General features: G+C 45.2%; 13 protein-coding genes. 1 reads left to right on the top strand and 12 read right to left on the bottom strand.

The genetic code is table 11. The annotated features are described in order from the left end of the window. Positions 1 to 14: 14 nt before the first annotated feature. From rpe to mnmA, 4 genes are read right to left on the bottom strand one after another with little or no spacing between them, the layout of a single operon-like run. Positions 15 to 668 carry a ribulose-phosphate 3-epimerase gene (gene rpe, locus PKOR_RS19075; protein ID WP_046312787.1) on the bottom strand — a complete coding sequence of 218 codons (654 nt, stop codon included), beginning with the start codon at positions 666 to 668 and terminating at the stop codon, positions 15 to 17. A gap of 58 nt (positions 669 to 726) precedes the next feature. Further along, complete coding sequence (locus PKOR_RS19080) at positions 727 to 2,391, bottom strand: S8 family serine peptidase (protein ID WP_052738958.1); 1,665 nt, start codon at positions 2,389 to 2,391, stop codon at positions 727 to 729. Positions 2,392 to 2,394: 3 nt separating this feature from the next. Beyond that, the gene (locus PKOR_RS19085) at positions 2,395 to 3,150 is read right to left on the bottom strand and encodes a hypothetical protein (protein WP_046312789.1); all 756 of its coding nucleotides are present in this window, start codon (positions 3,148 to 3,150) and stop codon (positions 2,395 to 2,397) included. Beyond that, positions 3,150 to 4,277: a tRNA 2-thiouridine(34) synthase MnmA gene (gene mnmA / locus PKOR_RS19090; protein WP_046312791.1), complete on the bottom strand. Its 1,128-nt coding sequence runs from the start codon at positions 4,275 to 4,277 to the stop codon at positions 3,150 to 3,152. The genes PKOR_RS19085 and mnmA overlap by 1 nt, the downstream gene beginning before the upstream one ends. Positions 4,278 to 4,506: 229 nt before the next feature. Here mnmA and trpF point away from each other — a divergent pair, with 229 nt between their 5' ends. Then, complete coding sequence (gene trpF / locus PKOR_RS19095; RefSeq protein WP_046312792.1) at positions 4,507 to 5,130, top strand: phosphoribosylanthranilate isomerase; 624 nt, start codon at positions 4,507 to 4,509, stop codon at positions 5,128 to 5,130. A gap of 203 nt (positions 5,131 to 5,333) precedes the next feature. Here the strand turns inward: trpF and trmB are convergent, their stop codons facing one another. The 8 genes from trmB to PKOR_RS19135 form a co-directional block, all read right to left on the bottom strand. Next, the gene (trmB, locus tag PKOR_RS19100; protein WP_046312794.1) at positions 5,334 to 6,023 is read right to left on the bottom strand and encodes a tRNA (guanosine(46)-N7)-methyltransferase TrmB; all 690 of its coding nucleotides are present in this window, start codon (positions 6,021 to 6,023) and stop codon (positions 5,334 to 5,336) included. Positions 6,024 to 6,025: 2 nt separating this feature from the next. Further along, positions 6,026 to 7,276: a bifunctional folylpolyglutamate synthase/dihydrofolate synthase gene (locus tag PKOR_RS19105; RefSeq protein ID WP_235336779.1), complete on the bottom strand. Its 1,251-nt coding sequence runs from the start codon at positions 7,274 to 7,276 to the stop codon at positions 6,026 to 6,028. A gap of 64 nt (positions 7,277 to 7,340) precedes the next feature. Further along, positions 7,341 to 8,267, bottom strand: coding sequence for a hypothetical protein (locus PKOR_RS19110; RefSeq protein WP_046312797.1), 927 nt, complete (start codon positions 8,265 to 8,267; stop codon positions 7,341 to 7,343). Between the two features lie 12 nt (positions 8,268 to 8,279). Further along, positions 8,280 to 8,675 carry an ExbD/TolR family protein gene (locus PKOR_RS19115; RefSeq protein ID WP_046312799.1) on the bottom strand — a complete coding sequence of 132 codons (396 nt, stop codon included), beginning with the start codon at positions 8,673 to 8,675 and terminating at the stop codon, positions 8,280 to 8,282. A gap of 2 nt (positions 8,676 to 8,677) precedes the next feature. After that, positions 8,678 to 9,388 (bottom strand): MotA/TolQ/ExbB proton channel family protein, encoded by a 711-nt coding sequence (locus PKOR_RS19120; RefSeq protein ID WP_046312801.1) that lies wholly within the window; start codon positions 9,386 to 9,388, stop codon positions 8,678 to 8,680. 1 nt (position 9,389) lies between these two features. After that, on the bottom strand, positions 9,390 to 10,529 hold the full coding sequence (locus PKOR_RS19125) for an HU domain-containing protein (RefSeq protein WP_046312803.1): 1,140 nt from the start codon (positions 10,527 to 10,529) through the stop codon (positions 9,390 to 9,392). A gap of 9 nt (positions 10,530 to 10,538) precedes the next feature. After that, on the bottom strand, positions 10,539 to 12,233 hold the full coding sequence (locus PKOR_RS19130; protein ID WP_046312805.1) for a TonB-dependent receptor: 1,695 nt from the start codon (positions 12,231 to 12,233) through the stop codon (positions 10,539 to 10,541). Positions 12,234 to 12,267: 34 nt separating this feature from the next. After that, entirely contained in the window at positions 12,268 to 15,405 is a 3,138-nt protein-coding gene (locus PKOR_RS19135) for a tetratricopeptide repeat protein (protein WP_046312806.1), read from the bottom strand. Positions 15,406 to 15,415 lie beyond the last annotated feature (10 nt).

Here is a 15,415-nt window from a genome sequence, read left to right on the forward strand (position 1 = left end):
GGCTTTCTTTATTTTTATTTGATTGATTTTAGATCAGCTATAGTCTGAATAGGATCAGCCGAGGAGAATACAAAGCTACCTGCCACTAGCACATCAGCACCTTTTTCCAGAAGCAGTGGCGCATTGTTCTGATTCACGCCTCCGTCAATTTCTATCAAAGCTTGTGAGTTACGCTGCACCATCAGATTTTTCAGTGCCTCGATCTTGCGGTAGGTGTTCTCAATAAACTTCTGCCCACCAAAACCTGGATTTACCGACATCAGGCATACGAGATCAACATCCGCAATTACGTCCTCCAGCAGCTGCACAGATGTATGAGGATTAACTGCTATACCTGCTTTTGCACCTGTAGCTTTTATTTGCTGCACTGTACGGTGCAGGTGTGTGCAAGCCTCTATATGAACGGAAATTGTGTCAGCACCAGCTTCTCTGAACTTCTCTATATAAAGCTCAGGCTCTACTATCATCAGGTGCACATCCATCGGCTTCTGAGCATGGCCTTTAATGGATTCCATTACTGGAAAACCGAAAGAAATGTTTGGCACAAATCGTCCGTCCATTATATCAATGTGCAGCCAGTCGGCCTGGCTCTTGTTCAGCATCTCTACTTCCGACTGCAGATTGGCAAAGTCAGAAGCGAGTACAGAAGGGGCTATTAAAGGTCTCATACCTGCAAAGGTAAATATTAAAGGGAAAAGAAGAGGATGAATCAAACATCAAAAGCCGCTACAATTTAATAAACCGCAAAGTTGTAAAACGGCTGCCAGTGCGAACACGACACAAATAAAGTCCGCTCTTGAGCTGTTGAGGCTGTAGCTTTATTTTCTGCTCCGGCTGAGACTGAGTAATCGTTTGCCGATATACTTGTTTACCAGTCGCATCCAGTATCTGCAGCTCTACAGGTTGTTGCAGCCACTCCTGGCCCAAGTACAGCACAATCGGATCGCGTTGCACAGGATTAGTAATGTATACGGCATTGTTCAGCGACAAACCTGGCAGAGCAGTTACAGTTCGGCTATAGTTTGGAATACCATACCCTATATTGTTATCAGGCACAGAAGCATTGCTGCCGCTCTGGCGCAACAGCTGGATCATCTCCATATTTGTCCTTCCTGGATTAGCTTGCCAAAGGCTTGCGGCAAAGCCTGCCAAGATAGGCCCGGCAAAGGAAGTACCATTGCCTCGCACTACATTACCCGCTGTATTGAGGAAATAAGCCATTTGTCCTAAAGCTACCACATCAGGCTTTATCTGCCCATCAGCTGTTGGCCCAAATGAACTAAACACAGCCTTTGTACCAAGAGAGTCCACAGCCCCAACTGTAAGCACAGAATCAGCATCAGCCGGTGCAGAAATGTACCTCCATGAATTATTTCCTTCGTTACCGGCACTAACTACTACCAGCATACCAGTTGCAGCAGCATAGTCGGCAGCTCTGGAAACTATTGTGGTGTTACCATCCATATCCTGGTAGGAATAGCTTTGTGAGGGAGCGTCAAAGACAGTATAACCCAGCGAAGAGTTGATGATATCAGCACCCGCGCTATCTGCATATTCTGCTGCAAGAAGCCAGTTGACTTCTTCTATATTATGCTCTGTGGCGGCATCCTCAGTACGCAGCAACAAGTAATTAGCCGCATAGGCAGTGCCAATCATCTTGCCTGGTGCATAAGCAGCCATTGTAGAAAGCACCCCGGTACCATGTGCACTGGCACCAAACACATGCTCCTGTTTTGCGACAAAATCGTAAGTGCCTTTTAACTGATCGTTCTGAAACAGATGGGAGAATGCAGCAATATTATCTACACCAGGAAAACCCGCATCAAACACAGCAATGGTCATACCCAGTCCTGTGAAGCCATCTGCATGCAATTCATCGGCACCAAGCATATCCGCCTGATGAAAGGCCGGGCCATAATCGTCGCTTTCCAGAACAGGTAAGGCAGCCATGGCAGCCGCCACTGACTCCAGCTTTTGCTCAGCCCTGCGCAGTTTTACTCCCGCTGGTAAAGCTATTTTATTTAATGACCGGGTGCTAAGTACAAAAGGTAACTCCTCCAACTCCTGCAGCTCCGCATCAGAACATTGCACTACAGCTGCGTTAAACCACCTGGAAGTATATAGCACTGTCACACCATCCTCCTGCAGTCTATCGACATAAGCAGGGTTTACGGGAAGGTCATGAAAGGTAAGGGGAATGTTTTGTCGCCGCCTGCGCTCTAAAGCTTTTGGAGATAAGTAAAGGAGCGGTTCTGAGAAGGTATAAGGAGAGTTATTTTTATCTGTGAAGTACACTAAACGCTTCTGCTCCTCTACGTCTATGTTACCAGGATCCTGCGCAAAAGCTGGCAGAAACAGTAACAAGCAGATGTAGAGGAGCAGAAAACGCATAGATTATTCTTTACCATAGGAAACTAACTCTTCATGACGCTCATGACCATGAAGTTTGTAGCCAATTCCATAGTCGCAATCATTTGAATCTGTAGCATTGCAGTATATAATTCTGGTAAACAGCCTGTAAACCATTCCTATATCCTTCACATATACTTCTTTACGATCATCAAAGCCTATCCATGATTCTGTCGGCTCTCCCTGAACAACAGTCAACGAACTTTCATAAGTGGAACCATTCAGAGTGAAAGGTTCATCCACGTTATGATATGTATAAGGCTCTTTGCTATTATAGTAATCTGACCTTTTTTCAGGGTTTGGTTCATAAGTATTTTCCTTATGATCATTATAGGCGTCTCCTAACCAGAATACGCCCTCTCTCACCGGAAACACAAGTTTTACATACTTTGTGTTGTTTTTAGTGAGTACCACCATTGAATTAGACTTGGATACAACATAAACAGAATCATCCTCCCAAGGTCTACTTTCATTTTCTCTAATAGACCGAATGATTTTATAATTAAGCGTATTCGTCTGGTCAAAGAAGGTTGTGTCTACCCGCTCACGCATTTGGAAACGTGTTGTGTCGCCCACATCACTCATATACCTTATATCGGTAACGTTGTAGATACGGTAATCACCAATCTCCAATGGATAATACTCATAACCCATCGCTTTTGGATCCGGGTCTTTATACTTGTCCTCGCAAGATGCCAGCACAGTAGCCAGCATAACCAAAAGCAACAGGGCTCTTCTCATTACTGCAACACGTTCAGGGAGAATTCTGAATTATAGTTTGACTCAATCCAACCACCGCCAACTACATCATTACCTTCGTAAAAAACGGCAGCCTGACCAGGGGCAATAGCATGAACTCCGCTCAGGAAGTGTACTTTCATCTTATCACCTACCTGCTCAATAATTGCCTCTGTGCCACCATCATTGTAGCGTACCTTAGTTACAGTAGGAATAGGCTGACCAAGCAAGTTTTCATACTTCAGCATGTTCAGCTTTCCGACGGTCATAGCATTCTTAGCCAATTCATCATAGTTGCCCAGCACTACACGGTTATTATCCTTCTCGATGCGTGTAACATAGGCAGGAAAGCCCAAAGCAACACCCAAGCCTTTGCGCTGACCAATAGTATAGAAAGGATAGCCTTCATGCTTGCCTACCACTGTACCATCTTCCAAGACAAACTCACCACCGGCCACACGCTCTTCTAAACCTTCTACCCTGCGCTTCAAGAAGCCACGGTAATCGTTATCCGGGATAAAGCAGATTTCGTAGGACTCAGGCTTATTTACCAGTTCAGTAAAGCCACGCTCACGCGCCATTTCACGAATCTCAGTCTTGTGCAGCCCACCTAGCGGGAAAATAGTACGGCTCAGACTTTCCTGAGAAATACCCCAAAGTGCATAAGACTGATCTTTATTTTCATCTAAGCCCTTAGAAATGACATAGCGCCCGTTTTCCTCACGCAGATTGGCATAATGGCCTGTTGCTATAAACTCGCAGCCAAGTTGATCTGCACGACGTAACAAGGCATCCCACTTAATGTGTGTATTACATAAAACACACGGATTTGGTGTGCGGCCAGCCAAGTATTCGTCAGTAAAGTGGTTTATCACATAATCACCAAACTCCTCACGGATATCTATAATATAGTGCGGGAAGCCCAGTTGAACGGCAATATTACGGGCATCGTTGATTGAATCGAGCGAGCAGCAGCCTGTCTCTTTTTTGCTGGCTCCACTAGAGGCATAATCCCATGTTTTCATGGTCATTCCAACAACCTCGTAGCCTTGCTCATGCAACATAACAGCCGCAACCGAACTGTCGATGCCGCCGCTCATGGCAACCAATACCCTTCCTTTTGTACTCATCTATATAAATAATGTATAATTATACTAAATTACTATGGTTGATACAAATATAGCAACAACAACACAGTTATAAAGTTTCAGGTTCTAAATAAAGGTGCCTACTTAGCTGTTTGAATATCCTATTGGCGGAAAAAAAGCAGAAAAGGTTGGGTTAGCACAGAAAATCGCTTTTACTTTGAATGCAAATCTGTGTATAAACCGATTACATAAACATAAAGTAAAAATTACTATGGGCTTACGTACCTCTGTGATAGTAAACGGAATAAACAATCTTAGCGACGCACGTTACTGTGCCGGAATGGGTGTAGATATTATTGGCTTTAACCTTAAATTGGACGATCAGGATCGTGTGCAGCCTGAGACACTGAAGGAGATTTCTGGTTGGGTAGCGGGTGTTCAGCTGGCAGGCGAGTTTCTCCGTGCCAGACCAGACATCATAAATGAAATGGCCGAGGAGTTTAACCTGGACTATGTTCAGCTAGATGTGCCGTACTTAATTGATGAAATAGAGGAGATTAATCGCCCTGTTATTCAGAAAGTGTTCATCAATAAGGATACTGTAGATAGTGAGTTGCTGGAAATGATGGAGCTTTATAGCCCCTATGTACACTCCTTTATTATCTTCTCTGATGATTTTACAACGATAGATGAGACAAACTCCAGCTTCCTGAAAGAGGTTTGCTCTAAGTTTAATGTGTACGTTGGCTTTGGAATCGATAAGAATAATATTTCTACAGTACTTCAGCAGATTAAACCAACAGGTATCGGCCTTCAGGGAGGACATGAGATAAAGCCTGGCCTAAAGGATTTTGATGAACTTGCCGAAATTTTTGAGGAAATAGAGGAAGCGTAAAAGAACTGGAGAGTTAGAGAATTTAGAGGTTAAAGAGTTTGGGAGTTGCAATACCTTGAAAGTAAATAGTTAATAGACTGAGGATAATACCTCCTGGACACATAACATTTAATAGTTTCATCTTCTACACATAAAAATATGCCTGACGAACTTATACTTCGTCAGGCATATTTTTCATTAAAGCGAGAAGAATAACACTAATTCTAACTCTCAAACCCTTTGACTCCTATACTCTCTATCCCCACCCTATACTGCAAGTACTTGATAGCAATTCCTTCAGCCAGGTAACGCTTTTCATAGGTTGTATAAATACCCATCGTATGATCCTGCAGATCTGAATTGTAAAGATCTCCTGTATGAAGAAGACCTTTTACCTGTCGCTCCTGCACAACTTCAAGTGTGTATTCATAAAGCGGACCATTATCAGTTTTCAGGTGTATAATACCCCCCGGTTTCACGATACGCTCATACATCTCCAGAAAGCGCGGTGAAGTAAGTCGGCGCTTAATATCACGGTCGCGTGGGCGTGGATCTGGAAAAGTAATCCATATCTCATCCACCTCATTCTCTGCGAAATGCTCTTCTATCCGCTCAATAAAAGTACGAAGGAAGGCAACATTATGTAGCTCCTCCTCTACTGCCAAGGTACTCCCCTTCCAAATACGGGCACCTTTGATGTCAGTACCAATAAAGTTTTTCTCTGGAAACATACGGCCCATTCCCACAGTGTACTCACCACGGCCACAGCCAATTTCCAACACAACCGGATTGTTATTTTCGAAATGACTCTCACGCCACTTTCCGGCCATCTGGCCATATAGCTCATCACCTGGCTGCAATACGTTCTCACGCTCAGCCACTACAGCGAATTTTGCTAGTTTAGATCTTCCCATTACTATAGTTCTTCAATTTCAGCAACCACAAAGGTACTACCTCCAATAAAAATAACCTCATCCGGTGCAGCATTTGCTTTAGCAGCCTTTATAGCCTCGGCTACAGTTAAGTATGAAGTACCCTTTAAACCAGCCTCCTCAGCTTTTTGTACCAAGTCCTCCACCGGTAGTGCTCGTGGAATGTTAGCCTGGCAGAAATAGTAGGTATAAGAAGAAGGCAACAGCTGCAGAATTTTGCTTACATCTTTATCATTGACCGCCCCAAAAACCATATGCACCTGCTTTGGCACTAGCTTTTCCAGCCCTTGCAGGATTTGCTTTATGCCATCCTCATTGTGCCCTGTATCGCATATAGTAAGTGGTGCTTGCTGAAGTACCTGCCATCGCCCCTTTAAACCTGTTATACTTTTGGTATTAGCCAAGCCATTGCGAAGCGCCTTCTCAGGTATATTATAGCCTTTCAGATCCTGCAACACGTCAAGTGTTTGCAGCACTCCAGGCAGATTGTACTGCTGGTATACGCCAGCTAAGTCCAGTTCCAGGTCAGACAGATAGGTTTGATTATTCCGGTAAACCTGAAAGACCTGATGCTTCAGATCACTCTCTGCTACCTCCAGGCTATAATAATCAGGAGCAAAGTATAAAGCTGCACCAACCTCAGCCGCTTTAGCCACGAAAACCTCTTCCGCCTCTGCCTGTCGCATACTTATGACCGCAGGTACTCCAGGCTTTATGATACCTGCTTTTTCAGCAGCTATAGCACCTATTGTATCACCTAGCATATTTTGATGATCAAAGCTGATGTTGGTAATCAAGGATACTTCGGGTGTAATGATATTGGTAGAATCCAGGCGACCGCCTAGTCCTACTTCAATAACAGCAATGTCTACCTGCTCTTCTGCAAAGTATTTAAAAGCCAGAGCCACTGTCATTTCGAAGAATGAAGGCTTTACCTGTTCGAAAAGTACCTTATGCTGCTCTACAAAATGAACAAGATACTCCTCAGGAAGCTCCTCGCCATTAACACGGACACGTTCTGTAAAAGATTTAAGATGGGGTGAAGTATATAGGCCGGTTTTATAACCAGCTTCCTGCAAGACGGCAGCTAACATATGAGAGCTACTTCCTTTGCCGTTGGTGCCGGCCACATGTATACTTTTGAACTGGTTCTGAGGCTGGCCTAGCGCATCGCAAAGAGCAATTATATTGTCGAGGCTCTTCTTAAAAGCAGCATTGCCGATGCGGTGAAACATCGGCAATTGCTGGTATAAATAATCAAGACACTCTTGATAAGTCATCAATAAGTAAGTAAAAAGTTTAGCGGGCTGTGATTCTGAAGGTCACAACACCTGACGCACCCGTAGTTGCTGCGCCTGTACCAGTACGGCTAAATGTAGTTTTATAAAGCTGCTCTTTGTACCAGGAAAGTACACGTGGCGAAACTGTATTCTCTAATACTTCAACGTTAACCAGGTTACCATCAGCATCAATTTTAATTCTGAAACGGATAAGACCTGTTTCGTTGCTGTATGGGTCACGCTTTGGCTCGATGTCGTAGCGCCAGCCTGGCATGTTAAGAGAGCCACCAGCTCCCCCACCTGCTTTACCGTACAGCGCTTTAGCATTAACATCTCCATCCGGATCGCCTTTGTCGCCGACCTTACCAGTATCATCACCGTTGTTATTCCCAGTTGGTGTGTCGGAAGAACCATTTTTACCAGTACCTGAGCTATTTGTTGGTTGGCCAGGATATAGTGATTTTGGTTTTTCTGGCTCTTTCTTCTCCACTTCTTCTTTTGGTGGCGTAGGCTTTGGAGCTGGCTCCTTTACCTCTTCCTTTTTAGGTTGTGGTTTAGGCTGAGGCTTAACTACCTCCTTTACCGTTACTGGTTCAGGTGCTGTGGTAGTAACAACCTTTGGTGTCTCTACTGGCTGCGCAGGAGGCGTTGGCTGAGAAACCGGCTCAGGCTGAGGATCTGGTTCAGGCTCAGGCTGAGTTGGAGCAGGTTTACTGTCCTCCACATTTTTGGAGTCGTTTGGTGTTGCCTTGGTTTGCACGTCACCGCTACCCACATTGTCCATACCAAAGTTCAGCTGAATACCCAGCTCTGGTGCAGGAGGATCTGGAGCACGCCAGGCGAGCATATAAATAAGAAAGAGCAAAATAAGTACATGCACACCAATGCTGACACCGGCTGCGACACGTTTATTCTTCTCTTCTTCCTGTGAATGGGCAATTGCCATAATTTCAAATCCTTATTCTGATGGCACGGTAGCCAACGTTACACTTGCATTCAGGCTCTTAGCAATGCCAGCCACCTTTACCAGGTGCTCTACTGGCACAGTCTTGTCTACGTGTAACACAACAGCCCCCTGCTCTGTTCCTTTTAAAAGCTGCGTGAGCTGCGGTTCGATGTCCTCTAGAGCTACTGGCTTTTCATTTAGATAATACTGCAGGTCATCTGTAATTGTAACACTGATCTTTTGCATCACAATATCAGAAGCCTGGCTGGATGGTAGACTTACCGGAAGCCCAGAAGGCGTAACAAAATTAGAGGTAAGCATGAAGAAGATCAGCAACAGGAAGATTATGTCCGTCATCGACGACATGCTGAACTCTGCATTAATCCTGTTTTTAGAGCGGAAATTCATTCTTAAAGCTGTGGTTCTTGTAAAAGATCAAGGAACTCTATTGAAGAGTATTCCATGGCATGCACAATGCTGTCAATTTTAGACACCAGGTAGTTGTAACCAACATATGCTGGCAGACCAATAATCAGGCCAGTTGCTGTAGTTACCATGGCCTCATAGATACCGCTGGAAAGAAGCTTCGGGCTAACAGAACCCTCTGCCTGTGCAATAGCGATGAAGGCACCGATCATACCAGTTACAGTACCAAGGAAACCAAGCATTGGTGCAGCACCAGCAATGGTAGCTAGAGCTGAAAGGTTTTTCTCAAGGCGGCTGATCTCAATTTTACCAACGTTCTCTATGGAAGTCTCAATGTTTTTGAGTGGGCTACCAATACGGGACACGCCTTTGGAGATCATTCTGGAAACAGGAGTATTAGCCTGGGCACACAGCATTTTTGCACCGTTGATATCACCGGCTAACACCATGCTCTTGATGCGATCGTTGAAGCCTTCAGGGTTCTTCGCTGCTTTCTTCAATGTCAGGTAGCGCTCAACAAAGATGTAAATCGCTGCCAAAGACAAAAGAGCAAGCGGAATCATGGCCCACCCGCCATTCATGGCCAAATCAAAAAGCGAAACAGATGTTTCAGCAGCTGCTTCAGTCCCCTCTGCCAGTGCTGCGGTAGTGTCGGCGTCAGCCGTTGTCGTGATTTGTAATAAGAGTGATGTCATGTTAATTAGTAAGTACCCAAAGTGTTTCTCCGAATTTTTTTCTGTAAGTATGAAGCGCAGCCTGTGCCTCCTCTGAAGATGCAAAATCAGCAACAGACACACGGAAAAGTTTACTACCTGGCTGAGGCACCAGTACTTTAACCTCGTGACCTTTCTCTATGAACTCGCTACGACTAACCTCAGCGTTTTCAAGACGAGCGTAGCCGCCATGAATGATGTAGAAACGTCCGTCACGGTTATTAATTATGTGAGCAGGCGTTTTTGTTTCTACTTCTTCTACTGCAACCTCAGCTTCAGGCTTAACTTCTTCATTGGCAATAACCTCCCCTTCTGAGGCTAGAGTTACACTTTCACTAGCTGGCTCATACTGCCCATACTCCTCCGTGGCAGGTGTTGCTAAGGCATCCACACCAGGAACAATATTCTCGTAGTAAGCCAAGCGCTCGTCCTCAGTAAAAGGAACATAATCTGCTGCATAGCGATTCGGCTCAGCCGATGCAGGAGTCCTGTAGCCAGAGGCGAACAACGAAACCGGATTCAGACTGCTCAGGTTATAGTCGGCTTGTAGAGACAGGAAGTAAACTGCAGATGCAGATAGACCAGCCAAAGCTAACCCAGCAGCCACATTGTAGGCTCGCTTGATACGTCTACGCAGTGGCTGTCTCTCTTCTACCAACTCCTGCTGGCGCTCTTTAATAAGCGTACGGAGCACCGCAGGCTCTTCAACTTTAACAGGTCTGGCAATTAACTCAGGTAAGCCAAAGCTTGCCTCCAGCATATTATCAGCCTCCATGTATTCAAAAACAAGGCGTCGCTCAGCATTATACCGGAATACGCCAATGTCATTAAGCTCAAATCGCTTTTCGTGGTGCAGGCTCTCTTTTGCTTTATGCACAAACTCTGCCACCCATTGCTGCGACTCAGCTTTGGTGATATTATTGTGATGCGCGATGGTACTGATAAGCAGTCCATCGTTCAGCACCAGTTTTTCGTTGAAAGCAATCTTTTTAGATGGCGGGGCCAGCGTATGCTTAACCGGGTTAATACGGGCTGGCACATACCGCGCAATCAGCCCTCCAAAATCAGGGATAATAACACAGTCGTGATCATACAGCAGTGACTTGATGTGCTTCTCAACCATAAGCTAGTTCTAGAATGAGTAAGTTACGCCTCCTATTAGATTTATACCTTTGTTCGGGTAATTTACGAAGCGTTCGTATTTTTTCCCAAACAAGTTATTGGCCATCAGGAACACCGTAAAGTTGTTGGTGAACTTGTAATCCGCCTTCAGGTTTAGGTCCACAATTGAGTCAGTCTGACGCAATTCAACAGTACCATCCGGACGGGTAATACGGCCAAATGAATCACCAATATAATAAAGTTCTGAATTAAAGAGAATCTTATCATAGAAGTTGTATGTACCGTAAACGCTTGCCATCAGCTCTGGGCGGTGGAAGGGATGATCTAAGCTGGCTGTGTTATAGCTGTTATAATCAGCCTTTAAACCAAGGCGAATCTCATCAGAATAATTGAAGGAAGCCTCCCCGTAAATATTGAAAACATTTGTTACACCGTCGTCATACAGCAGGTCAAACTTGGCTGGATCCTCAACAGAGTTATTATAGAAGTAAAGGTTACGGAAGTTCTGATAAGCTATGCGACCGTTCAGATGTACATAATTAGCTACGTTAGCCTGAAAACCACCGTAGATTTCTAATCCTTTGTTTACATCAGCCACCTGCACGTTTGGAGCCAGGAAGGGATTCTCCTGCGTTAACTCATATAAAGTAGTTCTTTCAAGATCACCACCTATACCACCGTATATTAATAAGTTACCTTTAATAGGCTCCAGTCCCACACGTACCATAGGGTATACATTAAGCTGGCGAGCATCATTCACTTCGTCACCTGTATAAGCTATACGGGCACCAATAGTAAGACGTAAAGCATTTAGCTGTCGCTCATAGGCAGCTGTAAGTTTAAACAGCCCACGGCTTACATCAGAAGAATCCTTGTGAGAAAGTACTGAAAGATCTGCATCTACCTTGAAGGCAGAAACATCATCTATGCCATACTCACTGCGGAAGTCAACAGCAAAATTGCTTTCGCTCATATCATACTGATCGTTGATGTGGCGAAAACGAGCGTTCGTTTTGTAAAGGAAAGGCGCGTTAGAATTATGGTTGTGGAAGAACCCTTGTGCATGAATGCGATTAAACACCTGCTTAATTGAGTCACGATCCACTTCAGCCTCGTTCTCTAGCAAAGGCTCGTAGCCGTAAAAATAGCGTTTCTCGCGGCCATACTTCAGGTCACCTCCTACGGTTAATCCGTTCAGGTAACGCTCTCCATGCAAGCTGATATCAGATTGAGATACAGCAGAGTTATCTTTATCAACAGGTCCGCGTGAAGAGGAGATGTGACTTACCTGAGCACCATAGCTAGCATCTTTGCTACGCTTGTTATGGAAGTAGCCTTTCAGGTACAGCGAACCATAGTTACCGATTCCGGCCTTCAAGTAGTTACCATAAAGCTTGGTTAGCTCATCCTGCTTGATGGTCAACACTTTTACCTGCAGCTCTATGTCCTGCTCCGGCAAACGGTAGTCGGAGAAACGATAACGCACATTCCGATCCGTTATCTCTGGAGGATTGATGCGGAACTTCTCGTAGTTACGAGCAGCCTGCGGCAGCTCTATTACACGGTTCTTTTCAACCACTACCTCGGCATCTTCCAACCTTGTGCCTTCAGACCAGTTCTGATTTTGTGCCTGTGCTGTATTCAGGTAGCTATACCCCACGCTTAATACTATGGCAAGTGAGGCTAATTTCAATTTATTCTTCATTGTGATGCTTCTCTTCTAAAACTGAAAGTCTGAATTAGTTCTGCTGCCCGGTTGTGTCAATAGGCTGCTCAAGTGAATCAACCTGATTTCTGTTTATTATAGAATCAGATTTGGATGAGCGCTGCTGTTGCGGCTGCAGGTTTTGTGGCTGCGCTTTCTGGCTGTTATTCCCATCTAGCTTAGAAAGCTTCTGTTTTGCCTCCGTCACAATTTCCTGGTTCGGCGCATTCTCTATGATAGAATTCAGCGTAGCACGAGCCTGGAACATCTCATTCTGAGCCACATAAATATCAGCAATCAACAGGAAGGTTTTACCTAGCCAGAAATCATAGTTGCCGAACTTGTTGCTGAACTCGAAAGCATGGTCAAGTGCTTCCTGGTTTTTCTTCTGCTTGAACAGTGTTTCTGAAATCAGGTAATGAGCTTCTGCGCCATGTATGTCACTAGCCGAGGTAGTGGTTTCCCGCAACTCGGTTAGCGCCTGCGCTACATTACCTTGTGCTAGTGTCGATTTGGCTCTGAACAACAAGGCAGAGTTGTATGCATTTAGTGATGCATTCCCCTGGCTGATCAGTTCGTTAGCCACACGCTTAGTACCGGCATAGTCGTTGGTACGGAAGTAGCTCTGCATCAAACCAACCAAAGCGGTCTGCTGCTCCTTGCGGTTTGTGGCCAGGTCACGAAGGCGGCTATAATACTTAATTGCCTCCTGATAGTTCTGAGCCTCAAACTCCATATCAGCTACTCGCTGTATAGCACGGTTCACAAATTCTGAACGGTTCTCTGTCACTACCTGCTTCATCATTTTCACACCCGCCTGCTTGTTATCGCTGCGCAGGTAAGAGTCTGCTAGGTAATATCGGGCATCTGGCACAAAGCTGCTCTTAGAGTATGACTTGATGTAGTTCTCAAGCTTAACAGCGGCTTCCTTATAGTTTTGATTGAAGTATAAAGTCTTGGCTGCTTCAAACTCAATACTTTCCAAGGCATTATTATCTGGGTTCGCAGACTTATACTTGTCTACATACTTGTCAAACTCACTGCTGCGGTTCTCCTGACCCAGTACCTCCTGCAAGCTGTAAAGCGCACCACTAGCTACTTTCGAATCAGGGAATTCGTCCAGCACGCGCTGTTGATCAGCAATTGCCAAATCGTTCTGGCGCAGGTTAGAGTAAGCTATACCTCGCTTCTGCAAAGCGTTTGGCACTAGCTTGCTATCAGGTACTCCGTTGATGAGTCTGGTAAAGCCTTGAACAGCGGCCTGGTAATTTCCTGACTCAAAATCAATCACAGCGAACTGATACATCGCATCGTCGCGGAAGCGTGAGTTAGCATACTTGTTGATCAGGTCCTGCAGGGCATCCTTAGCCTTCTGGTTCTGGTTAAGGATGCTCAGCACTACCCCTTTCTGGAATAAGGCATAGTCACGATCAGGTGAACTACTGCTGATGACCCGCTCATAGAGCTTGAGCGCTTCGTTGTAGTTCTTGTTTACATAGTAGGAGTCAGCCAGACGCACCGTAGCATCATTGTAGTTCGGGTTGCTTGGCTGAATGTTATCGAGGTATGCTTTGAAGTGAGTTAAAGCCTTCTCATACTCCTTTGTATTGAAGTAGGCATAACCTATACCATAGCGCGACTTGATATAATAGTCTTCTTTGGTGTTAGGCGCTGTACGGAACACGGCAGCATAGCTATTGATAGCATCGTTGTAGCGCTGACCGATTGAATAGGCCTCTCCTTTTACAAAATGGCTGGCAGCAGTAACCTCTTTATCATATGGGTACTGCAACGACTTATCCAACATGGCAACTGCCTGAGGGAATTTACTATCGTTAAACAGGTTAACGCCATGGTAGTAAGTTACACGCTGATAAGTTTGAAGAATGCGCCAGCTTTTTTTCTCCATCGCCTCAATGTGACGGATAGCTGCGGCATAGTCATTAGAGCCGAAGTATGACTCGCTTAGCAGGCGATCAGCTTCTTCTGCCTCCTGAGAGTTAGGATAATTCTTGTTGTACTCTGCAAGAGAATTGATCACCTCACGGAAGTTGCCCAGGTCAAAGTTTACCTGCGCATACTTTAGGGTGGCAGCCTCTGTTACTTCTTTATCCTGATCGTTTTTACGAGCTTGGTCAAAGGCAGTAAGAGCGAACTGCTTGTTGTTATCTTTCAGGTAGCTCAGGCCAAGGTAATAAGCGGCGTTCTGGCCCAGCGAATCCTTTTTAAGAGCCACTGCTTTGAAATTGGCAATGGCATTCTCGTAGTTGTTATTCTTGTAGTCTGTGAAGCCGATCTTATATTGCACTACCGGGTCCAGCGTTCGCTTGCCTTCAGCAAACTGGCTGAAATACTTTTCGGCAGTCTTGTACTCTCCTCTTTGGTAATATGCATCACCAACCAACAGCGCTATTTCATCGGCTTGCTGCACCTGGGGCTTTTGAGCCAACGCAGCTTCACCATAACGTATCACTTCAAAAACATCGTTCTCCTTGTACAGGATCTCTGTGATCATGTATGGCACTATACGCGCATAGGCTTCATTTTTCTCAGCTATCTTCAGGTCTTCCTTGGCAGCTGCGTAGTCGCCTTTGCGATATGAGATGTAACCGGCGTAATAGTTAGAAGCGTAGGCAAAACGGTGCTCATCCTCTCTAAAACCAGTCGTTTTGTTCTTGTCGAACCATATTTTGGCGTTATCGAAGTCTTTAGTGGCGAAGTAGGAATAACCCAACTTAAACTCCAGCTCACGGTTCTGCTTTATACTTAGCAGGTGCGTAGGGGCATCTTTTAGCAGTTCCACCGCCTTCTTATAGTCCTTCTGCTCAAAGTAATACAACCCTAGCTCGTAGTTAGCCAAAGCTGTTTTGGGATGTGTCGGAAACTTACGTGCAAAGTTAAGCACGAGCTGCTCTGCATCCGGGTGCAACAGGTATAAACCGCTCAGGGCGTAGTAATACTGCGCATCTGCCGTTTTGGCGTCAACCCCGATCAGTTCGATATACTTTTTAAAGGCCTCCTGCGCCGAGCCATACTTGGCCCGGTCAAAGAGCTCTACACCTTCGTGGAAGTACCTCTCCTCAGAGGTGAAAGCCTGCGTGTGCTGCGCCGCCACTACATGCGAGCCGCCGGACAGTACCGATGCAAGTGCTATTTTGTAAGCTATCTTCATATTTACCTAT

Source organism: Pontibacter korlensis, assembly GCF_000973725.1.
In the GTDB taxonomy this organism is placed as follows: domain Bacteria; phylum Bacteroidota; class Bacteroidia; order Cytophagales; family Hymenobacteraceae; genus Pontibacter; species Pontibacter korlensis.